This window comes from Janthinobacterium sp. 78, assembly GCF_003096775.1.
GTDB lineage: Bacteria > Pseudomonadota > Gammaproteobacteria > Burkholderiales > Burkholderiaceae_D > Janthinobacterium > Janthinobacterium tructae.
Genome location: NZ_QENT01000001.1, coordinates 3,968,483 through 3,995,231 on the forward strand (window position 1 = coordinate 3,968,483; position 26,749 = coordinate 3,995,231).

Annotated in this window: 19 protein-coding genes; 6 read left to right on the forward strand and 13 right to left on the reverse strand. The window is 63.2% G+C overall.

Features of this window, described 5'->3' with window-relative positions:
- Nucleotides 1–80 precede the first annotated feature (80 nt).
- Both C8C92_RS17565 and C8C92_RS27295 read left to right on the forward strand, forming a co-directional pair.
- Nucleotides 81–1,004: a LysR family transcriptional regulator gene (locus C8C92_RS17565; RefSeq protein WP_116744768.1), complete on the forward strand. Its 924-nt coding sequence runs from the start codon at nt 81–83 to the stop codon at nt 1,002–1,004.
- Between the two features lie 237 nt (nt 1,005–1,241).
- Nucleotides 1,242–1,904, forward strand: a complete 663-nt coding sequence (locus C8C92_RS27295) for a hypothetical protein (RefSeq protein WP_133250787.1) — start codon at nt 1,242–1,244, stop codon at nt 1,902–1,904.
- A 101-nt stretch (nt 1,905–2,005) separates the two neighbouring features.
- On the opposite strand, the gene C8C92_RS17570 is transcribed toward C8C92_RS27295, so the two are convergent.
- Nucleotides 2,006–4,432 (reverse strand): DNA internalization-related competence protein ComEC/Rec2, encoded by a 2,427-nt coding sequence (locus C8C92_RS17570; RefSeq protein WP_116744769.1) that lies wholly within the window; start codon nt 4,430–4,432, stop codon nt 2,006–2,008.
- A 217-nt stretch (nt 4,433–4,649) separates the two neighbouring features.
- Between C8C92_RS17570 and C8C92_RS17575 the strand changes: the two genes are divergently transcribed.
- Nucleotides 4,650–5,411, forward strand: a complete 762-nt coding sequence (locus C8C92_RS17575; protein ID WP_099763468.1) for a hypothetical protein — start codon at nt 4,650–4,652, stop codon at nt 5,409–5,411.
- Nucleotides 5,412–5,549: 138 nt separating this feature from the next.
- The gene (locus C8C92_RS17580; protein WP_116744770.1) at nt 5,550–7,538 is read left to right on the forward strand and encodes a helicase-related protein; all 1,989 of its coding nucleotides are present in this window, start codon (nt 5,550–5,552) and stop codon (nt 7,536–7,538) included.
- 3 nt (nt 7,539–7,541) lie between these two features.
- Here C8C92_RS17580 and C8C92_RS17585 read toward each other — a convergent pair whose 3' ends face one another.
- The 12 genes from C8C92_RS17585 to C8C92_RS17640 all read right to left on the reverse strand — a co-directional run bounded on the left by C8C92_RS17585 (nt 7,542) and on the right by C8C92_RS17640 (nt 23,369).
- Entirely contained in the window at nt 7,542–8,015 is a 474-nt protein-coding gene (locus C8C92_RS17585; protein WP_116744771.1) for a T6SS effector amidase Tae4 family protein, read from the reverse strand.
- Between the two features lies 1 nt (nt 8,016).
- Entirely contained in the window at nt 8,017–8,403 is a 387-nt protein-coding gene (locus C8C92_RS17590) for a Rap1a/Tai family immunity protein (protein WP_133250788.1), read from the reverse strand.
- A gap of 203 nt (nt 8,404–8,606) precedes the next feature.
- Entirely contained in the window at nt 8,607–9,839 is a 1,233-nt protein-coding gene (locus tag C8C92_RS17595) for a PQQ-dependent sugar dehydrogenase (protein WP_116744773.1), read from the reverse strand.
- Nucleotides 9,836–10,642: a TatD family hydrolase gene (locus C8C92_RS17600; protein WP_116744774.1), complete on the reverse strand. Its 807-nt coding sequence runs from the start codon at nt 10,640–10,642 to the stop codon at nt 9,836–9,838. The genes C8C92_RS17595 and C8C92_RS17600 overlap by 4 nt, the downstream gene beginning before the upstream one ends.
- Nucleotides 10,643–10,667: 25 nt before the next feature.
- Complete coding sequence (gene lolD / locus C8C92_RS17605) at nt 10,668–11,387, reverse strand: lipoprotein-releasing ABC transporter ATP-binding protein LolD (protein WP_099763462.1); 720 nt, start codon at nt 11,385–11,387, stop codon at nt 10,668–10,670.
- 16 nt (nt 11,388–11,403) lie between these two features.
- On the reverse strand, nt 11,404–12,663 hold the full coding sequence (locus C8C92_RS17610; protein WP_099763461.1) for a lipoprotein-releasing ABC transporter permease subunit: 1,260 nt from the start codon (nt 12,661–12,663) through the stop codon (nt 11,404–11,406).
- 117 nt (nt 12,664–12,780) lie between these two features.
- The gene (locus tag C8C92_RS17615) at nt 12,781–14,058 is read right to left on the reverse strand and encodes a lipoprotein-releasing ABC transporter permease subunit (protein WP_099763460.1); all 1,278 of its coding nucleotides are present in this window, start codon (nt 14,056–14,058) and stop codon (nt 12,781–12,783) included.
- A gap of 104 nt (nt 14,059–14,162) precedes the next feature.
- The gene (locus C8C92_RS17620; RefSeq protein WP_243420264.1) at nt 14,163–15,446 is read right to left on the reverse strand and encodes a TolC family protein; all 1,284 of its coding nucleotides are present in this window, start codon (nt 15,444–15,446) and stop codon (nt 14,163–14,165) included.
- Nucleotides 15,446–16,759, reverse strand: a complete 1,314-nt coding sequence (locus C8C92_RS17625; protein ID WP_116744775.1) for an HlyD family type I secretion periplasmic adaptor subunit — start codon at nt 16,757–16,759, stop codon at nt 15,446–15,448. Before C8C92_RS17625 ends, C8C92_RS17620 begins: the two co-directional genes overlap by 1 nt.
- Complete coding sequence (locus C8C92_RS17630; protein WP_243420265.1) at nt 16,756–18,930, reverse strand: type I secretion system permease/ATPase; 2,175 nt, start codon at nt 18,928–18,930, stop codon at nt 16,756–16,758. The genes C8C92_RS17625 and C8C92_RS17630 overlap by 4 nt, the downstream gene beginning before the upstream one ends.
- Nucleotides 18,931–19,124: 194 nt before the next feature.
- Entirely contained in the window at nt 19,125–19,790 is a 666-nt protein-coding gene (locus C8C92_RS17635; protein WP_116744777.1) for a thioester domain-containing protein, read from the reverse strand.
- A 66-nt stretch (nt 19,791–19,856) separates the two neighbouring features.
- Nucleotides 19,857–23,369 carry an SdrD B-like domain-containing protein gene (locus C8C92_RS17640; RefSeq protein WP_116744778.1) on the reverse strand — a complete coding sequence of 1,171 codons (3,513 nt, stop codon included), beginning with the start codon at nt 23,367–23,369 and terminating at the stop codon, nt 19,857–19,859.
- A 386-nt stretch (nt 23,370–23,755) separates the two neighbouring features.
- On the opposite strand from C8C92_RS17640, the gene C8C92_RS17645 reads away from it, so the two are divergent.
- Nucleotides 23,756–24,808, forward strand: coding sequence for a hypothetical protein (locus tag C8C92_RS17645; RefSeq protein ID WP_243420266.1), 1,053 nt, complete (start codon nt 23,756–23,758; stop codon nt 24,806–24,808).
- The gene (recJ, locus tag C8C92_RS17650) at nt 24,805–26,505 is read left to right on the forward strand and encodes a single-stranded-DNA-specific exonuclease RecJ (protein ID WP_116744780.1); all 1,701 of its coding nucleotides are present in this window, start codon (nt 24,805–24,807) and stop codon (nt 26,503–26,505) included. Before C8C92_RS17645 ends, recJ begins: the two co-directional genes overlap by 4 nt.
- Nucleotides 26,506–26,749: the final 244 nt, after the last annotated feature.

The window sequence follows — 26,749 nt, forward strand, 5'->3', positions numbered from 1 at the left end:
TGCGGAAAACGCAATCAGGCGTAACGCTTGACGGAATGCGCCCCGTGCGGTCTACTGGCCTCTTTTGCCGGGAGTCACCGATGTCGATGAAACTGATGTGGGAGATCCGCGCCTTCTGCACCGTGGTCGAAAAGCGCAGCTTCATCCACGCGGCGCGCATGCTGGGACGCTCGCCGTCGGCCGTCACGCGCGCCATCCAGTTCCTCGAAGACGCCATCGGCGCCGAACTGATCCTGCGCACGCAAAAGCAGTTCACGCTGACGACGGCCGGCGAGACGTATTACGCATCGGCCAAGCACTTGCTGGAAACGCAGGCCGAAGCGGAAGACCAATTGGCGGAATTGAGCAACTCGCCGCAAGGCTGGGTGCGCCTCTCGGCGCCGGAAATCCTGTCGCTGGGTTTCTTGCCGAAGGTGGTGGCGCAATTTTCGCGCGACTACCCGAATGTGTCCGTGGACATCCATTTCTCCGATAAATCGATCGACCCCATCCAGGAAAAGCTCGACTTCGCCATCCGCGGCGCCTTCCCCCAGTCCAGCGAACTGATCGGCTACCCCCTGTGGAATTACCGCCGCCACATGTACGCCTCGCCCGACTATATAGCCCGCATGGGCGCGCCGGACGAACCGGAAGAGCTGGCCGGCCACGACATCATCATGCACTCGGCCCCGCGCATCCTGCGCGACTGGCATTTTGTTTCCACCGAGCGCAATGTGCGCTACCAGGTGCAGCCACGCTTCCGCTTCACTTCCGGCATCGCCACTTTTCAAGCGGCCCTGGAAGGCGCCGGCATCGTGCGCCTGGCCAGCTGGCTGGCGGAACCGGCCGTGGCGGCAGGAACGCTACGCCGCGTCTGCACGGCGTACCGGCTCACCTCATCGAAGGAGCTCGATCCCAGCATCCATGCCGTGTATGGGACGTCGAGGATGGCCAAGGGGGCAAGGCTGTTTCTGGAATATGTAAAGAAAATGGGGCTGGAGATACCGGATGAACGGATGAATTGATATTCAGTTTTAAAACATGTGTGTGAAATACCTTTCCTGTCCCATATTTTATTTCCCCATGTTCGCCTGCGGATAGAAATAGTCTCCTTGCGCCACTTTCACCTTAGGGCAATCCTTGATGCGTCATGAAATGCATGCACGACATACGCAGCGGCCAAGGCGCCGAAAAACGCTTGTATGAAATTCAGTAATTTGTTAGGATAAAACGTCAAAAAAATATTGGATATTACATCATCAATGAAAACACAAATACCGGACGTTATCGACGCAATGATATCTCAGGCCACATCACCTCAAAAAGATGACTACCTGAACAGTATTTTATATGGAATGTGCAAGAAATCACCAGAGCATACTGATATCGGCGTTATCTATGCAAAACTATCCATTATTGGACGTACCTATGCCGCGGCACTGGAAAGAACGTCAAAAAAAGAAAAGAAAAGCAATGCAATATTCTCGATGGCCATTTCGAAAATAATTAAAGATGGCGAACTTGACGCTCTCATAAATAAGGCCAGGATGGTAAAACTACCAACCTCGCTGGAATTCTCCAACGCCGATCTGGAGGCCATTTCGAAAATATTGGCTCCACACGCCTATCTTTCTCGCGTACTCAGCCAAGCCGCAGAGATAGGAAAAGTCTCGCTTTCATCAAAATACCTGCACTTCCACCTACCCGACCTTTACCCTATATACGATAAATATTCACGAAAAAATATAAGCAAATTCACCTCAGGCATAGGCAATAAACTTAAATATGAGAATTGCGACGAAAGTTATGCCAGGTTTTTTATCAGATGTCTTTTATTAAAAAATTCACTGATGAAAAACCATCAGAAAAAATTGAGCATGCGACAAATAGACAATTTACTTTTAGGAAAAAACCCCACCTTTTGACAAGGATAAGTACAACAACCCTGTGTACACCAGATCGGGCACAGGGCTGACTTATAAACGATTGAAGGTCTTGCAGGCTATAACTTCAATCCTGCCCCACCTCACATACCGTGCCAGTAACGCGGCCGGCTGGCGCGATAATGCGTTACATCAATATTGCCCCCAAACTCCAGCACCACCGCCCCTTCCACATCCGTGCGCAGCCGCGTAATCCCCATCTCGCCATAGCGCGCATACACCTGCGCCTTCGGATGTTTATAGCGATTGCGGTGCCCGACCTGGAAGATCGCCAGACCGGGTTGGACGGCGTTCAAGAATGCCTGTGTCGACGAGGTGCCGCTGCCGTGGTGCGGTGCCAGCAGCACGTCGGCGGCCAGATCGCCGTCCGCCGAGCGCGCCAGCAATTGCGCTTCCTGCGCCGCTTCAATATCGCCGGCCAGCAAGATCGCATGCTTGCCTGCCGTGATTTTCACGGTGCAGCTGCGGGCGTTCGGTTTCAGGGAAATATCCGTGTGGCTGGCGGGCAACGGGTGCAGCATGGCGAAGTGCACGCCTTCCCAGCTCCAGCGCTGGCCCGCCATGCAATGCAGATACGGACGCCGGGCTTGCCGCCGGGCCTCGACGGCCGGGTGGCCATCGAACAGCGACGAAGCCAGCCAGCCCACTTGCACGTTATCCAGCAGAGACATGGCGCCGCCAGCGTGATCGAGGTCGCTGTGGGAAATGATCACGCCGTCGAGTTTGGCGATGCCGCGCGCACGCAAATACGGCACGATGACCCGGCTGGCGCCATCGGAGTCGAGGCTGTAGGCGGGTCCCGTGTCGTACAGCAGGCGGTGAGCGTGCGTTTCCACCAGCACGGCCATGCCTTGGCCCACGTCAAAGGCCGTGACCCACATCTGGCCAGGTGGCGGGCTGGACGGCAAGGCCGTCAGCAGCGGCAGCCAGCCCAGCATGCCCGCCCAGCGATGCGGCCAGCCGCGTGGCGCCAGCAGCCATGCCGTGCCAAACAATGCCCAGCAAAAACTCCAGATTGGCGGCGCGGGCGCCGTCCACACGGCAAAGCGGCGCGCCCCCAGCCATTCCAGCACCTGCGCCAGCATCTGCACGATGGCGTGTGCCAGCAGCAATAGCCAGTCACACAGGGGCGCCGGCAGCAGGCTGCCCGCCAGCGACAAGGGCGTGACGAGCAGGCTGATGATGGGGATGGCCAGCGCATTGGCCACGGGGCTGACCAGCGAGACTTGCGAGAACAGCAGCATCGTCAAGGGTACCAGTCCCACCGTCACCACATACTGCGTGTGGGCGCCCAGCGCCACGGCCGCGCGCAAGCGGCGCCAGCGGCCGGCGCTCTGCGGCAAGGGCGCCGTGGTACGGCCCGCCGTCGCGTACAGCATGCTGGCGACGGCGCCGAACGACAGCCAGAAGCCGGGCCACAGCACGGCCCACGGGTCGAGCAGCACCACCACGCCCAGCGCCAGGCACAGCACGTGGACTACGCTGGTGATGCGTCCCAGCCACAGGGCCAGCGCCACTACCAGCAACATATACAAGGTGCGCTGCGCGGGCACGCCAAAACCGGCCAGCAGCACATACGCAAATGCCGCCAGCGCGCCGGCCAGGGCCGCCACTTTTTGCGCCGGCAGCAGCAAAGGCAGTTGCCGCTCCGTAAAAAACGAGCGCCGCCACAGCGCACCCGCGCCCAGGGCGAACAGGCCCGCGATCATCGTAATGTGTAAACCCGAGATGGAGATCAAATGGCTCACGCCCGTGCGGTTGAACACTTGCCAGTCCGACTGGGGGATGGCGCGCTGGTCGCCCACCACCAGCGCCACGATCACGCCCGCATACTGTTTTCCGTCCAGGCTGCGCAAGATGCGCGCGCGCAACGCCGCGCGGCTGGCCTCCACCACGTTGCCGAAGCCGGGCACAAAGGCTGCCAGGCGCACGTTCGGCGTATCGGCGCGCGGCTGCGGCCGCACGTAGCCCGTGGCGCGCACGCCCTGCTCCAGCAGCCACGCCTCGTAATCGAAACCCATGGGATTCGCGTTGCCATGTGGACGCTGCAGCCGCACCGTCAAACGCCAGCGCTCGCCCGGCTGCACGTCGCCCACCTCGTTCGTCACGGCATCGCGAAAACCCGCGTACCAGGACAGGGCGATCAGCGGCGGCACCTGCGCGCCAACCGCCTTTTCCACGGCAAAATTGAAGCGCACGCCCTGCTCGAAACGGTACGGCAGGCTGGCGATGGTCCCCGTAACGATGATGTCCTGCCCTTCATCGGCCAGCGCCAGCCGCGGTGCCATGGCGGCCTGGGCCAGCCAGGCGGCCCAGAAGAAGCCCAGGGCGGCGCCATAGCATAAGCTGGCGACGCCACCCAAGGCCCACCGCCGCAGGTACATCAACAACGCATACGCCAGCGCGACAACCAACATGCACAACAGTACCCTACCTGCAGCGGCGGGTAGTTCCGCCTGCATTTGCAGCAGGGCCGCACCGCTTGCAAAACCAAGGATGCCCATACGCATGATGCGGCCTTGCGTTCAAATACTGACAGGAAGAAGTGGGCGCTGCCTGTGGAAGAATAGACTGTCCACCCATTGCCCAGGAACAGAAACTCACTTGTTTGATATCCATCAATCTCAAGCGATTTACTCTGACAATCAGCCTCAATTTTATTGCATGCAGGAGTCTTCCGCGTACGATGATCGGTGCCGCCCCTTACCATTTACAAGGAAAATCACCATGTACGAAAGCCACTATACGCATCACTTTTTCCGTCTGTGGGGTGCCAGGGAAGGCGCCGATGGTCTCCGTCCGGACACTGTGTTGCTGGGCAATAGCCAGAATGACTTCGATGCCAAACTCGGTGATCTAGCGGGAAAAGTCGGGCTTCGCTACTTTCTGGTGGAATTCAAGCTCGAGCGCGCCGGCATCGCGCAGGAAGCAAGCGTGACCGGCAAACCGCACCGGCACGCGCTGTATCAACATCTGCGCAATGACAGCAGCTGTCAGCAAATGGCCAACGTGGGCCATTTCGCCGCCTATCCTGAAGATGCCGTGCTGGCATTTGAACCTTACGCGCATGCCGTCGCGCCCCGGCAGTCACGCAAGGACATCGTCGACGGCATCATGCTCCAGGACAGGCCCTGGCATGCGCTGGATTATTCCCGCAGTCCCATCTCCTTCGATGCTTTCTACGATTTACTGAATGCGCAAGACAATACCCCCAGCCAGATGCACCCTGACTACTACGGCGACGGCATCGGCCTGCCGCGGAAAAAGTTCGAAGAGTATATCGCCTGCATGTACCAGCACCTGGAGCAGGTCGTGGACGACGACGGCGCCATACTGCTGGGCGTGACACACCCCGGCAATGGCGCCTTCATTTACTTCCGGGGCACCGTGCCACAGCTCATCGCCAGGCTGCACTCGGCATTCAACACCCTGGGCGCGAACATTCCGCCGCGCGCCGCGCCTCCCGCCCAACCACGCGGCACGCCTTGATCGCCACTTTTTCATCGTCCTCCATGTCTTCCTTGCGACCCGACCGTGCGACGCCACGGCTTGGCCGCAAGGCGCCACAGTCAGCGCAATTGCCACGCGGTATAATCGGCCTCGCTTACTTCAATACCCGGGCACGACATGACTTCCTCCGCACTTCCTCCCGACACTTCCAGCGACATTTCCGACAGCACCGAAGACAATAACGACGCCACCCTGGTCGCGGAACTGGGGGAACTGGCCGAGCATATCCGCCTCGTCAAAATGGAAGGCCGCGTCTTCGTGCGCTTTTCCGGGGTGGTCAAGGCCGGGCATCTGCTGGTGCCGTATGCGCTGGTACCAAGCCAAGGCGTGCTGGCGCGACCCGCCAAGTGGCGCAAGATGGACCGCGAGGCCAAGCTGGCCCTGGTGCGCGAACGGGCCAGTGCGGCCGTCTTCGAGGAGCTGCGCCAGCACGTAATCGATTTCGTCGCCGATATCGCGGGCCTGAGCGAGGACGTCGACACGGATCCGATGGTCTTCCTGCACACGCTGGCCGACATGCAAACGTCGGAGCCGGCCGGCATGGTCTTCGACCGCATCCGCCAGCGTTTTAATCACGCCATCGAGCGCCAGCAGGAAGAACAGCACGCGGCGCGCACGCGCCAGAGCATCAACCTGGCCGAGTATCCGGCCTCGTTCGAGATGGCGCGCCGCCTGCCGCGCCGCTTCATCGCCCTGCTGGGACCGACGAACTCCGGCAAGACGCACCGCGCCATGGAAGCGCTGGTCAAGGCCAAGAGCGGCATCTACCTGGCGCCATTGCGCTTGCTGGCCCTGGAAAACTACGAGCGGCTGCAGGAAGCCGCGCCGCACGGCAAACCCTTGGCCGTGAGCCTGATCACGGGCGAGGAGCGCAGGGTCGTCGACGGCGCCACGCACGTGGCCAGCACGGTGGAAATGCTGGACACGAAAACCGTCGTCGAAGTGGCTGTCATCGATGAAATTCAGATGCTGGCCGACCCGGACCGGGGTGCCGCATGGACGGCGGCCGTCTGCGGCGCACCGGCCCACACCGTGTACCTGGTGGGCGCGCCGGAAGCGCGGCGCGCCATCGAAGCGCTGGCCGAGCGCCTGGACTGCCCGCTGGAAGTGCATGTATTAAAACGCATGGCGCCCCTGTCGATGGAGCCGAGCGCCGTGCGCAAGGTGCGCAACCTGCGCCGCGGCGACGCCGTCATCGCCTTTTCGCGCCGCGAAGTGCTGATGTGGCGCGACATGATCACGGAAACGGGATTGTCGGTGGCGACTGTGTACGGCAACCTGTCGCCCGAAGTGCGGCGCGCGCAGGCGCAGCGCTTCCGCGACGGCACGGCCGATATCGTCGTCGGTACGGATGCGCTGGCGATGGGCCTGAACATGCCGATCGCGCGCATCGTCATGACCACCTGCGTCAAATACAATGGCCGCGAAGAGGAAGAGATTTCGGCCGCGCTGGCGCGCCAGATCGCCGGGCGCGCTGGCCGCTATGGCGTGCATGAAGAGGGACTCGTGGCCGGCTACGACAACGAGACGCATGAAGTGATGCGCGCCCTGCTCAAGGAAAAACTGCACCCGCTGAACACCAGCGGCTTTGCCGTGGCGCCCTCGCTCGAACACCTGCACCGCATTTCGTCGGTGACGGGCGAGCTGTCGCTGTCAAAGCTGCTGCGCCGCTTCATCCACAACATCGACGTACCGGACGGCTTCTTCTTCCCGCGCATCACGCAAGACCAGCAAGATCGTGCCATCTGGCTCGACACATTACCCCTGTCCGTGGCCGACAAGTTCACCCTGTCGCTGGTGCCGATATCGAGCAAGGTGCCGTCCTTGCAAACGGCGTGGGAACACTGGTCGAAGAATCTGTCGCAGGGAAAAACCAGCACCTTGCGCCAGCATGCGTATGGCGGTGGCACGCAAAATCTGCAGCAGGTGGAAGACACTTGCCGCTACTACTCGGCGTATGCCTGGCTCAGCTACCGCCTGCCAGAATTCTTCCCCGATATCGCCGTGGCGCAAAACCTGTCGCGCGATGCGTCGGAGCGGGTCGACTCCATCCTGCGCGCGCACAATGCGGCTTCGCGCGGACGCGCCAGCAAAAAGTTCAAATAGGCGTCAACGGATTTCCCAGAACCACACTTCCGCGCAATCCCAGTAGCACTCGGAACCGCACACCTTCACGCCGATGGATGGCAACAGGATGTCGATATGCCCGCCCGCGCCACCCAGGTAGCCGGGAATGCGGAAGAAGGCGACCAGGCCCTTGCGCTGGCCGATGCCGGTAATCGCCGCATCGCGGCTGAATTTTTCGGGCTGGCCAAACATCGAGGGGCTGGCCAGCATATGCGCCAGCTTGGCCTGTCCCGGCTCGATCAGCGCCCCCTTGAACGGCCCCTTGCGAATCGCCATGCGGCCCTTGACCTTGACGCCGGCCTTGATCAGCGCCAGGCTGACGCGGATGGCGCAGGTATTGGCAAAGCTGTCCTTGCCGATCAAGTCTTCCCAGCCGATTTCGCCAAACAGGGCCGCCTGGTCGACGGCCGCCACGCTCGAGTAATTTTCACGCAGCTTGATGAATGCAGGTTTCACGTCAGCCTCCTGGTGGTGGGGTGGAACAGGGAAAACGCCGCGCCAGGATGGCGATGATCAGGAGGGATGCATCGCCCAGACGGGCGCGCGCGGGCAGCTTTTTCAGTTCGGCGACGATGTGCGCGTCGATTTCCACCGTTTTCAGCCGACCCGTATCGCACCACAAACGGCCCTGCGCAGCATCGGCCACACCGGCCAGGTAGCCTTTGGCGTAGCGCTGATCGAGCAGGAAGACAGCATCGGCCATCGCTCCCTTGGCCGGCCCTTGCTGGTAATACGCGATCAGCCGGTCGGCGCTCAGGCGCGGCGCCGGAGCATAGGCGGCGCCCTGCCCTTGTACGCTGGGCAGGCACAAACTCAATACAATGAAAAGGAAGGGGACATGCATGGCCAGCCATGGTCAGTGAGGGAGGTCTGGCTGATTGTAGAACAATGCGCCAGCCCCGCACTGAGCGAGGTCAAGCGTAGGTCGGGTAGGTCGGGTTAGGCCAAAGGCCGTAACCCGACAACACCAATAAAGCCAACAATGATGTCGGATTACGCGCGGCGTTGCCCCGCAAATCCGACCTACACGTACAAAACCCGTGAAAGTTACGGTTTGCCCGGCGCCGCATAATACAGCTTCAGCACCAGCCCATTATGGTCGTCGGCCATATAGATATCGCCATCCTGACCCTGCTTCACATCGACGGGCGCGCCCCTGCCCTGCTTGCCCTTGCGTTCCCAGTTGCCGATCAGCTCGACGGACTTGCCCAGCGGCGCACCGGCCTTGTCGGGCAGCAGCGCCACCAGGCGGTGGCCGTTGCTGCGGTAGCCGTGGTAGCCGATGATCAGGCTATTCTTGTACAGCTCGGGGAAACGGCTGGCCGTGTAGAACGTCATGCCCAGCGGCGCGGCGTGGCCGGGCAGCAGGCGCTGCGGCGCCGCGTATTGCGCGGCGCAAGCCGTCTTCGGATATTCGGGACTGGCGACGTTGTCGTCGTAGCAGTACGGCCAGCCGTAATGCCGGTCGGCCTTGATCAGGTTCAGCTCTTCGTGCGGCAGGTTCTCGTCGCTTTTCAACTTCGGCATGGCGGCCTGGATGGCGTCGCGCGCATTTTCCGCCTGCCACAGCTCGCCCGTGGCCGGGTGGAAGGCCAGCGCCATCGAGTTACGCAAGCCGCGCGCATGCGTGCGCCAGCCCGTCACCGTGCCGGCTGGCCAGGCCATCTTGTATTCGCGGATGGCGCCCAGCGCTTCCGGTCCCTCCGCCGAGGCGCATGGTTTGCTCGCATCGGGCGCCTTGCCATCGTTCTCGCAGTGGTCGGTGCTCGAGCCCACGTTCACATACAGGTCGCCCTTGGGGCTGAAACGCATGGTCGTCAGCAGGTGCAAACCGAGGCCCGGCAGGCGCGGCGTCTTTGCCGTGCCGCCGATGATATCGGTGAGGGCGCGGGCGGGATCGCGCAGATCGAAGCGGAAAATGCGCCCCACTTCGCCCACGTAGACCATGCCGTCCGGTCCCTGCACGATGCCGTTCGGGCGATCCAGCTTGTCGAGCAGCAGCTTGCGCTCGTAACCGGCACCAGCCCCCTTGCGCTGCAACAACCACAATTTACCCTGCTTCGGCGCCCATCCCGCCATGTCCGTGACGAGGATGTCGCCATTCGTCAGCGGCAGCACGCCACGCGGGAATTTCAAACCGTCGGCCAGCACGGCCACGCAAAAGCCGGCCGGCGTAGTGACGTCGAGACGCGGCATGCCGTCGCACTGGGCGCCGGGCGCCGCCAGGGCGGGACCGAAGGCACCGGACAGGCAGGCGGCCAGGATGATCTTCTTGTTCATGAGGGTATTTCCATCAAGGGTAATCGGGGCAGCACGGCGCGCGCGTTGGCGCTGGTGGCAACGGCCACGTCGGCCAATGCCAGGCCGCGCAATTCGGCCAGCACGGCGCCGATGCGTGGCAATTCTTCGGGACTGTTGCGGCCCGGATGGACCCAGCTGGGGGAAATATCGGGCGCATCCGTCTCCAGCACGATGGCGTCGAGCGGCAAGTCCGTGGCCATGCGGCGTATCTGCAGCGCGCGGGTAAACGTCATGGCGCCGCCGAAACCGAGCTTGAAACCCAGGTCGATATAACCCTGCGCCTGCTGGAAGCTGCCGTTGAACGCATGCGCGATGCCGCCGTTCGGGCGAATCTGGCGCGCGTGCTTGAGGACGATGTCCTGCGAGCGGCGCACGTGGGTCAGCACGGGCAAATCGAAGTCGCGGGCGATCTTCAACTGCTCGCGCAAAAAATGCTCCTGCCTGGCGCGCATGGCCGGTTCGCACAGCATGGGGATAAAGAAATCGAGGCCGATCTCGCCGATGGCGACGAAGCGCGGGTCGGCTATGGCAGCTTGTACGGCCACGCGCAGGGCAATCAGATCGTCCTCGGTGGCGTGCGGCACGTAGATCGGGTGGATGCCCAGCGCATAGCAGGCGTTGGGCGCCGCTGCCGCCATGTCGCGCACGATGCTGAAATTGGCCCGTTCGATGGCGGGAATGACGATCATGCCCACACCCTGCTGCTGCGCGCGCGCCGCCACCTGCAGCGATTCGTTGCCGAATTCGTGGGCGTCGAGGTGGCAGTGCGTGTCGATCCACATGGCGGACTCCTGGTATTGCTCAGTATCAATAAGGCTGCAGCCCTTCGTCCGTCAGGCGCAGCACGCGGTCGCAGCGCTTGGCCAGTTCGATATCGTGCGTGACGATGACGAAGGCCGTGCCCAGGGTGCGCGACAATTCCAGCATCAGGTCGAAAATCTGTTCTGCCGTGGCGTGATCGAGGTTGCCCGTCGGTTCATCGGCCAGCACGCAGGCCGGCTGCGTGACGAGGGCACGCGCCAGGGCCACGCGCTGGCGCTCGCCGCCCGACAATTCGCCCGGCGTGTGCGTGACGCGCTTGGCCAGGTTCACGCGCGTGAGGATCTGCTGCGCCAGTTCGGTGGCCGGTGCGCGCTTCATGCGCCGTATCATCAGCGGCATGGCGACGTTGTCGAGCGCGGAAAACTCGGGCAGCAAGTGGTGGAACTGGTAGACGAAGCCCAGCGAGGCGTTGCGCAAGTCGCCGCGCGCCTTTTCACTGAGCGTGGCGAAATCCTTGCCCAGCAGGGTCACCTTGCCGCTGGTGGGCGTATCGAGGCCGCCCAGCAGGTGCAGCAGGGTCGACTTGCCGGAGCCGGAGGCGCCGACGATGGCGACCCGCTCGCCGCGGTGGACGTCGATGTCGATGCCGGCCAGCACCTGCACCTTGTAGCTGCCCTGCGTAAAAGTCTTGCCCAGACCGCGGCAGGACAGGACGGCGGAATCAGCGGAAGCGCCGTTGGAGGCAGGTTTGTTCAGATCGGTCATGGTAGTCGTCAGTGGTTTATTCATAGCGTAGGGCTTCCGCAGGTTTGACGCGGGCAGCCCACCAGCTTGGGTACAGGGTCGCCAAAAAGGCGAGGATCACGGCCAGCACGCCGATCTTGCTGACGTCGGGCCAGCGCAGGTCGGACGGCACGGTGCTGATGAAGTAAATATCCTTGGAGAGGAACTGCACCCCCAGCAAATGTTCGATGAAGGGCACGATGACGTCGATATTCATCGCCACCAGCACACCGCCGCCCACACCCAGCAGCGTACCCAGGATGCCCACCAGCGCGCCCTGGATCATGAAGATCTTCATGATGGAGCGGGGCGAGGCGCCCAGCGTGCGCAAAATGGCGATATCGGCCTGCTTGTCCGTCACCGTCATCACCAGGGTCGACACGAGGTTGAAGGCGGCCACCGCGATGATCAGGGTCAGGATGATGAACATCATGCGCTTTTCCGTCTGCACGGCGGCGAACCAGTTGGCGTTCAGCTTGGACCAGTCGCGCAGCCACAGGTCGCCCGGCATGGATTTTTTCAATTCGGCTGCCACTTGCGGCGCCTGGTTCATATCGGCCAGGCGCAAACGCAGGCCGGACGGGCCGTCGAGGCGCAGCAAACGCTGGCCGTCTTCGATATTGATGAAGGCCAGCCCGGCATCGAATTCATTGTGGCCTGCCTGGAAGATGCCGCTGACGGTGAAGCTGCGCATGCGCGGCAGCACGCCGGCCGGCGTGACCTGGCCCTGTGCCAGCATCAGCGTGACTTTTTCACCGAGGTTGACGCGCAAGGCGCGCGCCAGCTCGATGCCCAGCACGATATTGAAGGTGCCCGGCTGCAGCGCCTTGAAGCTGCCCATGCGCGTCTGGCCGGCCACGTCGGAGACGTTCGGCTCTTCCTCGGGCAGCACGCCGCGCACGATGGCGGGGCGCAGCGCATCGTCGCGCAGCAGCATGCCCTGCGTTTCCACGAACGGCGCCGCACCTTTCACGGCCGGATTTTTAAAGGCCTGCGCCGCTTCGGCGCGCCAGTCCGGCATGCTGCCGCTGTTGTCGAACACTTCCACGTGGGCCAGCACGGACAGCATGCGGTCCGTCACTTCCTTCTGGAAGCCGTTCATCACGGACAGCACGACGATCAGCGCCGCCACGCCCAGGCCGATGCCGGCCATGGAAATGAGGGAAATGAAGGAGATAAAACTGTTGCGGCCACTGCGCTTGCCGGCCCGCGTGTAGCGCAAGCCGACCAGCCATTCGAAGGGAAGATTTTTTAACATGCTTGTGATGTGATTGATTCTTGTGTAAGCGACATGCCACCGTGCTGACCCAACGGCGAAGTGCCGGGGTCGGACCCTGAGGGTCCGACCCCAGGTTTTGCCTTAGGGGTAATTTTCTTATTCATAGCGCAGCGCCTCGGCCGGCTTGACTCTGGCGGCGCGCCAGCTCGGGTAAATCGTCGCCACCAGCGCCAGGCCAAAAGCGATCAGGCCGATCTGCGCCACGTCCAGCCAGTGCACGTCCGACGGCACGGCGCTGATCTGGTAGATTTCCTTGGAGATGAAGTGCAGGCCGAAAATGCCTTCGATGAAGGGCACGATGACGCCCACGTTCAGCGCCAGCACGACGCCGCCGATCACGCCCAGCGCACTGCCCAGCAAACCCACCAGCGCGCCCTGAATCATGAAGATCTTCATGATGGAGAACGGCGAGGCGCCCAGCGTGCGCAAAATCGCGATGTCGGCCTGCTTGTCGGTGACCGACATCACCAGGGTCGAGACCAGGTTGAACGCGGCCACGGCGATGATCATGCTGAGGATGATGAACATCATGTTCTTCTGGCTTTGCACCAGCGCATACCAGCTGGCACTGGCGCGCGACCAGTCGCGCATCCACAGCTGGCCCGGCATCGACGCTTTGAGTTCGCGCGCCACCTGCGGCGCCTGGTTCATGTCATGCAGGCGCAATCGCAGGCCGGATGGGCCGTCGAGCTGCAGCAGCTGCTGCGCATCAGCCATGTTGACGAAGGCCAGGCTGCCGTCAAGTTCATTGTGGCCTGCCTCGAAGATGCCCGCCACCTTGAGCGCGCGCATGCGCGGCATGACGATACCAGTGGCCGGGTCGCCCGCCCTCGGCTCACGCTCCAGCATCAGGGTGACGTTCTGCCCCACTTTCACATCGAGCGCCTTGGCCAGGTCGATGCCCAGCACGATGTTGTACGAGCCTGGCGTGAGGTCCTTGAAACTGCCCTGCTTCATCTGACTCGCCACGCTGGAGACGGTGGCTTCCTGCTGCGGCAGCACGCCGCGCACGATGGACGGGCGCATGGTTTCGTCGTTCAGCAGCATGCCCTGCGTTTCCACGAACGGCGACACTGCCTTGACTTGCGGGTTGGCGTAGGCGGCGCGCTCCTGCGCCTGCCAGTTCGGCATGGAACCGCTGGTGTCGAACACCTCGACATGGGCCAGCACCGACATCAAACGGTCGGTGACTTCCTTCTGGAAGCCGTTCATGACGGAGAGGACGACGATCAGGGCGGCCACGCCCAGGCCGATGCCGGCCACGGAAATGAGGGAAATGAAGGAAATGAAGCTGTTGCGGCCACTGCGCTTCCCGGCACGCGTATAGCGCACGCCGACCTGCCACTCAAAAGGAAATTGTTTGATGATGCTCATGCGCTCCCGCGACAACGATAATATGCGAGCGCGCAGTGTGCCACACAATGGGCTTTTTATGCATGAAACTATGTGTGCAGCGCCGCACCCCCGCAGCAATTTTCCTATTGTGCCAGGCCGAATACCTGCAACAGCTGCCCGGACAGGGCGTACTGACGCATCTGCGCCAGGGTCAAACGGTGCATCTGGTCGATGCGCCGCTGCTGTATCGTGAAGTAGCTGTCGCGCGTCTGGATGATCTGCTGCAGGTTGCGCCGGCCCGCCTCGTACTGGATGGTCCCGCCGCGCACGACAAAGGCCATCTTCTTTTCCTGCTCTTCCAGCAAGGCCAGGGTGCGCTGCGCATTGGCGATACGGGGCAGCATGCTGGCCAGGTCGGCGCGCGTGCCCTGCTCGGCGCGGACCACATCCGCGTCGGCCGCCTGGGCGCGGCTGATGCTCTCGTCGCGCTGCGCCAGGCTGCCGCCGCCCAACGGAAACTCCCAGCTCACGCCCACCGACCAGCCGCGCTGCTGGATGGTCGATGGCGGCGGCGTGGTCTTGTTATTCAACAGATGGCTGACGTCGAGGTCCACTTTCGGCGCCAGGGTGGCCGCCACGCTGCGCACGCGCAGCCGGGCGGCGGCGGCGCGTTCGCGCACGGCGCGCAATTGCGCCTGCTGCGTGTCGGCGTTTTCCAATGCCTGCGCCGGCAGCGGCGCAAACGTGAAGTCGGCAAACTGTGCCACCGGCTCGAAAGCCAGCGCTTCGAGCTTGATCTGCGCGGCCAGACGGTCCGTCAGCAAGCCGTCGTGCACCAGTTCCGCATCGAGCTGCGAGCTTTGCGCCAGCTCGCGGTCCACTTCCGATGCCTTGCCCAGCTCCGCCTGGCGCACCACCTGCTGCACCAGCTGCGTCACGTCGCGCAAGCGCTCCTGCGACTGCAGCAGGCTGCGTTCCAGGCGCTGCATGTCGAAATAGGCTTCTGCCAGCTTTTCCGCGCTGTCCGCCCTGGCCCTCTGCACGTCGAAGGCGGCGCCCGCCACCTCGCGCCCGGCCGCATCCATTTCGGCGCCGTCGGCGCCGCCGTTGTACACATTCCAGCGCAGGCTGGCCTCCACCTGGTGCGTGCGCCGCTGCACGTCCAGCGTGCCATCGAGGTCGTTGCTGCGCCCGCGCGTGGCCTGCAGCGCCGCATTCGGAAACAGGCGCGAACGGGCCTGTTTGTAGCGCGCCTCGGTGGTGGCCAGCGCCGCCTGCGCGGCGACTACTTGCGGATCGCGCGGCACGGCGCGCGCCAGCAAGGCCGGCAAACCGCGCATGGACTGCGCCTGGAAAGTGGCCGGCGGCGCGGATTGCGCCGCCGCGTTCGCGCAGGCGAATGCCATGCAGAATAAAAAGGCACGCATCAACGCTCCTGCAGGGAAGACTGCAAGCCGCGCAACACGGGCTTGAACACATATTGCATCACCGAGCGGCGTCCCGTCAGGATGCCCACGTCGACCGGCATGCCGGGCGTGACCGGCAGCACCTTGCCATGCGCCGTCAACTGGCGGCGGTCGGTGCTGAGCTGCACCTCGAAATACGGCTCGTTGCGCTCGTCGGGGATGGCGTCGGCGCCCACGCGCACCACCTGCGCCTTCATGCGGCCATAGGTGGTGGCGTCATACGCCAGCACATTGGCCGAGGCGCTCTGCCCCACATGGATAAAGCCGATATCGGACGGTTTCACACGTACGGAGATGAGCACCTCGGAGTCGGCCGGCACGATTTCCAAAATAGGCTTGCCGGGCTGCGCCACGCCGCCGACGGTGGCCACCAGCACGCGGTTGACGACACCGTCGACGGGCGCCGTGATGTCGCGCCGGCTCACTTGATCCTGCTGGCCCTTGACCGTGCTGGCCAGCGCGGCCGCCTTGGTTTCGTATTCGCTGCGCTGCGCACCCCACTGGCCGCGCATGCGCGCTTCGACTTCGCCGGCCTGCGCCTGCGCTTCGGCCAGGGTGGCCAGCAAACGCGGCACGGAGCTGCGCATGCCGTCGAGTTCCGTGCGCTGCTGCTGCACGCGCTGCTGCGCATTCAGGTAGTCGCCGCGCGAACCGGCGCCCTCTTTGAACAGCCGCTCCTCGATCGCCAGGCTTTCCATGCCGATCTTGAGACCCGTCTCGAGCTGGGCGATGCGGCCGTGCGCCTCGGCCAGCTCGCCGCGCCGGCGCGTCACGCCTTCGCGCGCGGCCGCCGTGGCAGAGGCGAACTCGCGCTGGCCGTCGTGCCACAACTGCGTTTCCTTGGCGATCAGTTCGGGCGCTTCTTGCTGCCATGCCGGCTCGAAGCGGGGCGTGCCGCCCGTCAGCAGCGCGTCCAGGCGCGCCCTGCCCGCCAGCGCGGCCAGGCGGTTCTGCACGCTGGCGCCCAGGTTGGCTTCATACTGGGCGGTGTCCAGGCGCAGCAGCAAATCGCCGCGATGCACCTGCTGGCCAGGCTGCACCAGCATCTCGCGCACGATGCCGCCTTCCAGGCTTTGCACTTCCTGCAGATGCGATGGCGGCGTGATGGCGCCGCGGCCATTCACTGACACGTCGAGCTGGGCGAACGTGGCCCAGGCCAGCGTCAGCACCACCAGCACGGCGATCAGCGCCAGCATGCGGATGACGAGGCGCCGCGGCTCGCGCTCCGGGTCCGGGTGCGCCTGCGGCAAGGGACGGGCATGCAGGGCGCTCATGCCGGCGCTCCCGTCGTATTTTCAACGGCGGCGGCGGGCTTGGCGCCCTGTCCGTTCAAGACGCGCAGCACCTCGTCGCGCGGGCCGTCGGCCACGATGCGGCCACGGTCAAACACGATCAGCCGGTCCACCAGCGCCAGCATGGCCATGCGGTGCGTGACGAGCACGATGGTGGTGTCTTGCAAGGTGCGCAGGCGCGCGATCAGGCGCTGTTCCGTGGCCGGATCGAACATGCTGCTCGGTTCATCGAGCAGCAGGATGGGCGGCTTGACCAGCAGCGCGCGCGCCATGGCCACGGCTTGCCGCTGGCCGCCGGACAGGCGCTCGCCCCGCTCGCCCACTTCCGTCGCCACGCCGTTGGGCAGCTGCGTGATGATGTCGTCCAGGCAGGCCAGGCGGATGGCGTCGAGCAGCCTGGCGTCATCGGGCTGGCTGCGGCCCAATTCGATGTTTTCGCGCAGCGTGCCATGGAACAGCGTCACGTCCTGCGGCACATAGCCGATCTGGCGGCGCAGGCTCAAGGGTTCAAGCTGGGTGCTGGCCAGGTCGTCGAACAGCACGCTGCCGCTTTGCGGACCGTACTGGTTGAGCAGCAGGCGCAGCAAGGTGCTCTTGCCGGAACCGAGCTTGCCGATCACGCCCACTCTTTCGCCGGCGCGGATTTGCAGGTTGAGTTTATCGAGCAGCGGCGGCGAGTGCGGATACGCAAACCCCACGTCGCGAAATTCGATCCGTCCGCTCAGGGGCGGCGCCTGCAGGCTGGCCGCATCGTCGTCGGTGGGCGCTTCCATGATTTTATTGAGTGCGTGATACGACAGCTTGGTCTGCTCCCAGCGCATGATCAGGCCGGCGATCTGGCTGACGGGCGCCAGTGCGCGGCCCGTCAGCATGCTCACGGCGATGATCTGGCCCAGGGTCAGCAGGCGTTCGCCCATCAGCAAGGCGCCGACGGCCACCACGGCCGTGCCGGACAGGGCCAGCACGGCCGTGTTGATGTAATTGACGCGGCTGACGATTTCGCGCGTCTCGACGCTGTTGGCGGCGATCGCCACGGTCAGGCTTTCCCATTTGCGGCGGCTCCACGCCTCGGCGCCCAGCGCCTTGATGGTGTCGAGGCCATTCATGGTTTCAAACAGGTGCGCCGTGCGCTGGCCACTTTCCTGCATCGAGGCGGCCACATGGCGCGCCAGCGCCGCGCGCGAGGCGAAGGCGACCAGCAGCAGGATGGGAATGGCCGCCAGCGGCACCAGCACCAGCCAACCGCCGACCAAGGCAATGACCAGCAGGAACAGCAGCAGGAAGGGCAAGTCGCCCAGGGTGGTCAGCGTGGTCGAGGCGAAGAATTCGCGCACCGATTCGAAATCGCGCACGGTATTGGCCAGCGTGCCGCCCGAGGCGGGGCGGCTGGCCGCGCGCAGGCGCAGGCACTGGGCGAAGATGCTCGACGAGAGGGCCACATCCATGCGCCGCGACGCCGTTTCCACCAGTTCGCCGCGCAGCAAGCGCATGGCCAGTTCAAAACCGGTCAGCGCCACCACGGCGATCGTCAGCACCCACAGGCTGGAGGTGGCGTTGTTCGGGATCACGCGGTCATACACGGCCATCGCGTAGAACGGCACCAGCGCGCTGATGATATTGAGCACCAAAGTGCCCAGCAAGGCCCAGCGAAAGACCCAGCGGTTGCGGTTGAATACATCCCAGAACCAGCGCCCCGCCGCCGGCATGCTGTAGAGCAGGCTGCGCTGATCGAAGAACATCACCGGACGCACGGCCACCCAGCGTCCAGCGGGCACTTCCTGCGCCAGCATGGCCGCATCCAGCCAGGAACTGCCTTCGATGCCGGGCACATGGCATTCATACTTGCCGTCGGCGATCGTCAGCACCACCAGCGCCTGTCCCGCGCCATTCAACAGCAGGGCCGGCATTTCCGTGGGGCGGCGCGATTTATCCACCGGTAGCGGCGTGCCGGCCAGGCTGCCATGCGCCAGCGCCTGGTCGAGGAAGTCGGCGGCGGCCGGGTCGCCATGCGCGAGCACGCTGGCGCGCAGGCGTTCGGCCTGCACGGCCGTGCCGAAAAAGCGCGCCAGGAACACCACCGCCTCGGCAATGCTGTCGGCGGAGGCGATGGAGGGAGTAGCGTCGGCGGCGTGCGCGGCAGAAGGTGGCGTCATGATGAACTCAAGTCCGATCTCAGGCAGTTGCAATGAACAGTGAGAAACTATTATCAAGGTCGCGCGGCGATGGCCTGCAAAAACATTGTGCCATAGTAATATCGGCTATTCAGATAGGTGTTGTAAAAATAAAAAACTGCGGCGCGTCGTGACAGACGCGCCGCAGCAGTTACATCTGGCTAACGACTACTGCTTCAGAATTGACCGGCTTTGCGGCGGCGCGCCATGAAGCCCAGCAAGCCCAGGCCCGCTACCAGCATGGCCCAGGTTTGCGCTTCCGGCACGGGCGACACGCTCAGCAGGGTTTGCGAAGCGGGGTTGACGCTGCTCAGGCTGGTGTAGCTGTACAGGTTCTTGACGGTGCCAGTGCCCGTCGCCGTGACCAGCATGGCGTTCGCTTCGCTGACGACGACATTGCTCAAGCTCCTGAAGCGCAGCTCGCCCGTCGACAGATTGCTGTTGTCATTATTCAATTCCCACAGGGCCAGCTGGAAGGCGGCGGCACTGTTGGCGCTGGTCGACACATTCGCGATGGACGAGGCGTAATAGCCCTCGTACAGGCGCTTGACGGCGTCGCTGGCAGCAAATACGCCACTGCTGTAGTTGTTCGAGACGTTGCTCAGCCCGACATGGGGATCGAGGCAAAAGGCCAGGAAGGTATTGCTGTCGTACTTGACTTGCCACAAGGTCGGCGAAATGCTGCTGCCGGCGCCGAAAGCGCCGCCGCTGGCCGTAAACACACTGACGCTATGCGAGTCGACGACTTGCAGATTGGACGCGGCCAGGGCGCTGCCGCTGGCGAGGGTGAAAACAGCGGCTGCGATGGCGGCGCGGACGATCAGGTGCATGGATTGTTTCATGGTGTATTCCCTATAATTTATTCAATGTAGAGAGCGCCGGGCAGGATGACGGCCCGGCAAGAGACATCAGGCAGCCATTTCCTGGGGCTGTGCAGTGGTGTGTGCCATGGCGCGGCGCAACACTTCCGCCATCTCGCACTGGGCCTGGGCGTCGACAGCGGGAGCAGCCGGGGCTGCAGCCACCGTGGCGACGCTCGCATCCTGCCCCAGCGCCGTGTCGAGCGCATGGTCGTCGCGCAGCAGATCGGCCATGCTTGGCAGCGATACGCCGGCCTTGGCCGCATCCTTGGCATCGACATTGAAATACACGTCCGTCATGTCGACCGTCTTGCCGTTGGCCAGGGTGGCGCTGCTGCGCTCGAGGTGCAGGTTGTCGTTGGCGTCGAGGAAAGGCAGTGCCGTGTAGGACACCGTCAGGCTGGCGACGCCGGCGTCGTGCAACGACATCAGTTCGCCATCGTCCGTCACGCCATTGCTGTTGGCGTCGCGCCAGATGCGCAGTTCGGCAAACTTGTCATCTTTCGCGTCGACCACGCCGTCGCCGTTCGAGTCATAGCTGGACAGCTTGGCAAAGCCCGTGCCCTTCTCGTTGCCGCCAAACAGTTCGGAGATATTATCGATCTTGCCATTTCCGTTGCTGTCGATGGCCAGCAAGCCGTCATGGGCCGAGACCCAGCCCGACTGGATGGCGCTGCCCGTGCCCAGCAAGTCGAAGCTGCCGTGGAAATCGGCGCGGGCGATGGTATGCACGCCGTCGCCGTTCAGGTCGATCACGATCGGCGTGATGGCGGCATCCCAGCTCATGTCGTTCTGGCCCGAGGCCAGTTTCAGGATATCCGTGTAGATCACATTGGCATACGAGCCATTGCTGTTGACGTCGGAATCGATGTTGTCGTTCGTGCCCACGTTCTTCGCGCCCCACTTCCAGCTGTTCATGGCGTAGCCGGCGTGATACACGCCCGACTTATCGAACTTGAGCGAGTAGCTGCCCGGATCGAGGTCGGCAAACTTGTAGTTGCCATTCGAGTTGGTGTAGGTGGTAGCGAGCAATGCGCCACTGCCCGAAAACAGTTGCACCTTGATGTTGGCGATGCCCGCCTCATTGCTATCCTGCACGCCGTCATGGTCGGCGTCGCGCCACACCTTGTCGCCCAGGCTGGCCTTGCGGTAGATGCCCGCATCCCAGCTCATGTCGTTCTGGCCGGCGGCCAGGTTGATCAGGCCGGAACGGCCCGTGCTCGTATCGACGTCGGAATCGCTGGTGTCATTGCCGACATTCGCCTTGGTGTAATAGAAACCCGATGGACGCACGACTGCCACCTTGTAGCTGCCGGCGACGAGATTGTCGAACAGATAATTGCCGCTGGCATTTGTCGTTGTCGTGGCAATGATCTGGTTGCTGGCATTGAGCAGGTTGACTTTCACCCCCGCCACGCCCAGTTCGCCCGCCTCCTGCACGCCGTTGTAATTATTGTCTTCCCACACGCGATTGCCGATGCTGCCGGTAACAGGCGCGCATTTGACCAGGCCCGCATCCCAATCGAGCTGGACATCACCTGATTTCAGCGCGATCCAGGTGGTGGTGAGGCCGGTAGCCGGATTGACATCCGAATCGGTGGCGTAGCCGCCCACGTCGGCCTTGGTGAAATTGTAGCCGGCGGGTGGCACGAAACCCAGGAAGTAGTTACCAGGTACCAGGTTGCTGAACAGATAATTACCGCTGGCATCCGTGGTGGCGCTGGCCACCACGGCGCCCGCGGCGTTGTACAGATTGACTTTCACGCCACCCATACCCGCTTCGCCTGCATCTTGCGTACCGTTGCCGTTGGCGTCAAGCCACACGCGGTCGCCAATGCTGGCGGTTTTATACAGGCCCGCATCGAGGTCCTTGTAGTTCTGGCCGGCAGCAACGGTCACCAGGGCGCTCTGGCCCGCCGCGTTGATGTCGCTGTCGAGCGCATCGTTGCCGCCCGCATCCTTGACCGTGCTCAAATAGCCTGGCGGCGCGACGACGGCGACGGAATAGGTACCGGCATCGACGCTGAAATTGTAATAGCCGGTGGCATCCGTGACGGTCGAGCCGATCACGCTGCCGGCTGCATTTTTCAGCTGCACCGTGACGCCGCTGATGCCCGCTTCGCCCGCATCCTGCACGCCGTTCAAGTTGGCGTCATGCCAGACGCGGTCGCCCAGCGAGGCCGGCAGGGCCACGATGCCCGCATCCAGGCTATGGTTGCTGTCGCCGGAAGCGAGCAGCACTTGCGCCGTCTTGCCGTCGATGGCGCTGGCGTCGGAATCGCGCTGCTCATCGCCGCCCTGGTCCTGGCCCGTCAAGGCATAACCGGCAGGCAAGCTGGTCTTGTCGAACTGGACGCTGTAGGCGCCCGGCTTCAGATTCGTGAACAGATAATTGCCATTCGCATCCGTGACGAGCGGGCTGCCGACGGCGTTGCCCGACGCATCGAGCAAGGTCACTTTCACGCCGGCTACGCCCGCTTCGCCCGCATCTTGCACGCCGTTCTTGTTGGCATCGAACCAGACGCGGTCGCCCAGCTCGGCGGCGCGGTACAGGCCCGCGTCCAGGCTCGAATTGGTCTCGCCCGGCGCCAGAGTGACGGGCGCCATGTTACCGGCCGCATCGATATTGCTATCCTTGGCCGCGTCGCCACCCTGGTTGGCCGCTGTCGCCGTGTAGCCATTCGGCGTCACAACCGTGACGGAATACGTGCCGGGATTGACATCGAAGTGGTAACCACCATTCGCATCGGTGGTGGCCGATGCCACCACCGTGCCGGCGCCGTCTTTCAATTGCACCACGACATTGGCGATGCCCGCCTCGCCCGCATCCTGCACGCCGTTGGCGTTCTTGTCTTCCCAGACGAAGTCGCCCAGGTGGGCCATCGGTACGTTGAAGGTCAGGTAATGCGGCACCAGGCTCAGGTCTTGCGCGTTGCAACCGGCAGTGCCGCCGTCATCGCGCACCTTGAAGCCCAGGTCGAAATTGCCAGCCACGGTCTGGCTCGGCACAAAGACCAGGTGGCCCGCGCGGATATCGTCGATGGAGACTTCCGTGCCGACCGCGACGGCCACGCCGTTGAGCAAGACTTGCCCTGCCGTGGTGGTATTGGTGATGACGATGGACTTGAAGCCGTCGTGCTCGACGTCGTCGTGGAAGCCGAAATCGCTTTCGCTGAGCACGACGCTGGCGCCATCGACCAGGTTGAAGGTCTTGTCGGCCGCATCAGGCGCGTCGTTGACGGGATCGATGATCACTTGCAGTTCCAGCTGGACGATATCGCCATTGCCCTTGTCGATCGTCACCTGGATGGTCGAGAAATTGCCATGGTAGTTGGCTGCCCAGTCGCCGGGACGCACATACACGGTGTCCGCGTCGAGCATGCCGAACAGGGGCGTGTTGCTGGTCGATTCCGTATCATCCGGCAACAGGACGGTGAAATTCTTGATGTTCAGCTCGCCTTGCACCGTATAGCCGGCCTGTATCAGCAAGTCGCGGATATCAAAGTTCTTGTTGATGTCTTCGCACACGTGAACCGTGGTCGACAGATTGTAGGTAGTCATGCGGCCTCCTGGCGACGCGCAGCGGTGGCGGCAGGAGTGGCAACGTGAGAGGCCAGGGCGCGATCAGCCTGGCTGCGCAAAGCGGCGAATGTATACATGAGTGGGCTTCCAAGAAAGAAACTTGTTTAAAAAATGAAGCCGGCAGCATCTTGTATACGGTTTCGAGGGATACAGGAGCCAAACGACGCAACCACACAGCTGGGGTGTGATTATCTTTCTGATATTTAAGTTGACGCAATTATATCGTCCATATTTTCAAAAGCAAATTGTTTTCCATCAAAAAGAATTAAATTTATATAATCTTGATGTTTTTTTGATACTTAAACTACCCAGAGAAAATTATCTGCCCCTACTCTGGCATGGCTACAATCGCCTACAATCTCGGGATGAATCAACTTACCCTCGTCCTGCCCTTCGCCTTGCCCAATGCCGAACTGGCTGCCGACCTGCTCAAGGTCTTGCAAGCGCCCGCGCTGGCGGCCCTGCTGTCGCGCACCTCCGCTTGCGATTTGGAAACTTTTGACAATGCCAAGCGCCTGCTGCCGCATGAAGCATGGCTGGCGCATGCGCTGGGCCTGGCGCCCGCGCCCAACGGCGAGGCGGCGCAGGCAGCCTTTGCAGCCCAGGCCATGCGCGGCTACGGCCTCGTGCCGGAACCGGGCGCGCGCTACTTCCTGCTGCACCCGGCCCACCTGGCCATTGCCCGCAGCCATATCAGCCTGGAAGACTTGCGCCAGCTCAAGCTGAGCGAGGCCGATGGCCGCGCCCTGTTCGACATTGCGTCCCCGTATTTCGACGAGATCGGCCAACCGCTGGCGTATGGCGATGCGGGCACCTGGTTCATGCGCGCCGATGGCTGGAGCGACTTGCAGTGCGCCTCGCCGGACGCCGCCACCACGCAAGACCTGTCCGTCTGGATGCCGGAAGGCGAGCACGCGCGCGCCGCGCGCCGCCTGCAAAACGAAGTGCAGATGCTGTGGCATGAACACCCTGTCAACGCGGCGCGCGAGGAACGGGGCTTGAAAGCCATCAATTCTTTCTGGATCTGGGGCGCCAGCCTGGCCAACGCTGAAGCTGCGCGCTGCGCCGCCAGCCTGCATGCCAGCGACGCACCGGGCTGGCTGGCCGCACTGGCGGAACCGGCGCAGCGCGATGCCAGTCCAAACAGTGTGCTGGCAAGCCAACAAGATGCGATCATCGTGCTGGGCGGCCTGATCGAAGCGGCGCAGGCCCAGGAATGGGGCATGTGGCTGCAACAGTTGCAAGCGCTGGAAGCAGACTGGTTCGCCCCCGTGCTGGCGGCCCTCAAAGATGGCCGGCTGGGCCAGTTGCGCCTGGTGCTGAGTCACCGCGACGCCTGGCTAAGCTGCACCACCAGCAAGCATGCGCAGCGCAAATTCTGGCGCGCAATTACCCTGAACAAGTTGAAAGCATCATGACCCGTACCCGTATCGCCACCCGTCCCTGCCCATACCGCGAATCCGAATTGCTGCGCCAGGGCGGCATCCACCCCGTGCTGGCCCGTTTATACGCTTCGCGCGGCTTGACGGACGCGGCAGAACTGTCGAGCGAACTGGCAGCCCTGATGCCGCCATCCGGCTTGCTGCACATCGGCGCGGCCGGCGTCTTCCTGGCCGACGCGATTGCCGCAAAGAAACGCATGGTCATCGTGGCCGACTACGATTGCGACGGCGCCACCGCCTGCGCCGTGGCCATCCGCGGCTTGCGCGCCATGGGTGCCGACGTCGATTTCATCGTGCCCAACCGTTTTGAATACGGCTACGGCCTGACGCCGGAAATCGTCGAACTGACGGCCCGCGAAAAGTCGCCCGACATCATCATCACCGTCGACAACGGCATCGCCAGCATCGACGGCGTGGCCGAAGCGAACCGGCGCGGCATCCAGGTGGTCGTCACGGACCACCATTTGCCGGCCGACACCCTGCCCGACGCGGCCGTGATCGTCAACCCGAACCAGCCCGCCTGCGGTTTTCCCAGCAAGAACCTGGCCGGCGTGGGCGTGGTGTTCTACGTGCTGCTGGCCCTGCGGGCCGAACTGCGCCGGCGCGGTGTATTCGATGCGCAAACGCAGCCCAAGCTCGACAACCTGCTCGACCTGGTGGCGCTGGGCACGGTGGCCGACGTGGTGCGCCTCGATAGCAACAACCGCATCCTCGTCGCGCAAGGCCTCAAACGCATGCGCAAGGGCAATATGCACGCGGGCGTGGCCGCCCTGTTCCGCGTCGCGGGCCGCGAAGCGCGCAGCGCCACGCCATTCGACCTGGGCTTTGCCCTGGGCCCGCGCCTGAATGCGGCCGGGCGCCTGCAAGACATGTCGCTGGGCATCGAATGCCTGATCACGGACGACGAAGGCCGCGCCTGGGCGCTGGCGCAGCAACTCAACGACATCAATCTGAAGCGCCGCGAAATCGAGGCGGACATGCAAGATACGGCCCTGCTGCACCTCGACGCTTTCGAGCCGGCCAACAGCAGCACCATCAGCGTCTTCGATGCATCCTGGCACCAAGGCGTGATCGGCATCGTCGCCTCGCGCCTGAAGGAAAAGTTTTATCGGCCGACCATCACGTTCGCACCCGGTGCCGACGGCTGGATCAAGGGCTCGGGCCGCTCGATTCCCGGCTTCCACTTGCGCGACGCGCTCGACCTGGTGTCGAAACGGGCACCCAGCCTGATCGACAAGTTCGGCGGCCACGCCATGGCGGCGGGGCTGACCATCCGCGCCGACGCTTTCGAGGCGTTTTCCCAGGCCTTCGAAGCCGTGGGCCAGGCCTGGCTCAGCCAGCAACAGCTGGAAAGAGTCGTGGAAACGGACGGCCCGCTGGAAGACGCCTACTACACGACGGCCTTCATCGAGCTGATGGATGGGCAAGTGTGGGGCCAGGGCTTCGCCCCGCCCGTCTTCTGCGATGAATTTCGCGTCGTCAGCCAGCGCATATTGAAAGAGCGCCACTTGAAACTGCTGCTGGAAAAGAACGGCGTGCACTTCGACGCCATCTGGTTCGGCCATACGGATGCGCTGGGCGAACGCACGCGGGTGGCGTTCCGGCTTGATGCGAATGAATACAATGGCACGACCAAAGTTCAACTCATGGTGGAGCACGCCGAACCTGTGTAGTGACACCTGACAGTACCTACTGCGCGTCGGTATAGGCCGCCTGCGATGCTCACCGTACTAGAAGTACGGTTGCGCTTCTCGACCGCCTCTCCCTTCCGCTCGCTACGGTACTGTCAGGTGTTGCGACGTTTGTGGTCTTATTGCTGTGTCTCATGCTTTCCTGGAACAATGTCGCATCAAACCACTGCGGAAGCTGGAACCGGCCTCCACCCCACCTGAGAGCAGCACCATGCTGACCGGCCTG

Coding starts and splice junctions, on each gene's coding strand:
- C8C92_RS17635 (WP_116744777.1), bottom strand. CDS start 19,790: ATGAAACAATCCATGCACCTGATCGTCCGCGCCGCCATCGCAGCCGCT.
- C8C92_RS27295 (WP_133250787.1), top strand. CDS start 1,242: ATGAAAACACAAATACCGGACGTTATCGACGCAATGATATCTCAGGCC.
- C8C92_RS17575 (WP_099763468.1), top strand. CDS start 4,650: ATGTACGAAAGCCACTATACGCATCACTTTTTCCGTCTGTGGGGTGCC.
- C8C92_RS17580 (WP_116744770.1), top strand. CDS start 5,550: ATGACTTCCTCCGCACTTCCTCCCGACACTTCCAGCGACATTTCCGAC.
- C8C92_RS17645 (WP_243420266.1), top strand. CDS start 23,756: ATGAATCAACTTACCCTCGTCCTGCCCTTCGCCTTGCCCAATGCCGAA.
- C8C92_RS17570 (WP_116744769.1), bottom strand. CDS start 4,432: ATGCGTATGGGCATCCTTGGTTTTGCAAGCGGTGCGGCCCTGCTGCAA.
- C8C92_RS17625 (WP_116744775.1), bottom strand. CDS start 16,759: ATGAGCGCCCTGCATGCCCGTCCCTTGCCGCAGGCGCACCCGGACCCG.
- C8C92_RS17610 (WP_099763461.1), bottom strand. CDS start 12,663: ATGTTAAAAAATCTTCCCTTCGAATGGCTGGTCGGCTTGCGCTACACG.
- lolD (WP_099763462.1), bottom strand. CDS start 11,387: ATGACCGATCTGAACAAACCTGCCTCCAACGGCGCTTCCGCTGATTCC.
- C8C92_RS17620 (WP_243420264.1), bottom strand. CDS start 15,446: ATGCGTGCCTTTTTATTCTGCATGGCATTCGCCTGCGCGAACGCGGCG.
- C8C92_RS17630 (WP_243420265.1), bottom strand. CDS start 18,930: ATGACGCCACCTTCTGCCGCGCACGCCGCCGACGCTACTCCCTCCATC.
- C8C92_RS17640 (WP_116744778.1), bottom strand. CDS start 23,369: ATGACTACCTACAATCTGTCGACCACGGTTCACGTGTGCGAAGACATC.
- C8C92_RS17595 (WP_116744773.1), bottom strand. CDS start 9,839: ATGAACAAGAAGATCATCCTGGCCGCCTGCCTGTCCGGTGCCTTCGGT.
- C8C92_RS17615 (WP_099763460.1), bottom strand. CDS start 14,058: ATGAGCATCATCAAACAATTTCCTTTTGAGTGGCAGGTCGGCGTGCGC.
- C8C92_RS17565 (WP_116744768.1), top strand. CDS start 81: ATGTCGATGAAACTGATGTGGGAGATCCGCGCCTTCTGCACCGTGGTC.
- recJ (WP_116744780.1), top strand. CDS start 24,805: ATGACCCGTACCCGTATCGCCACCCGTCCCTGCCCATACCGCGAATCC.
- C8C92_RS17600 (WP_116744774.1), bottom strand. CDS start 10,642: ATGTGGATCGACACGCACTGCCACCTCGACGCCCACGAATTCGGCAAC.
- C8C92_RS17590 (WP_133250788.1), bottom strand. CDS start 8,403: ATGCATGTCCCCTTCCTTTTCATTGTATTGAGTTTGTGCCTGCCCAGC.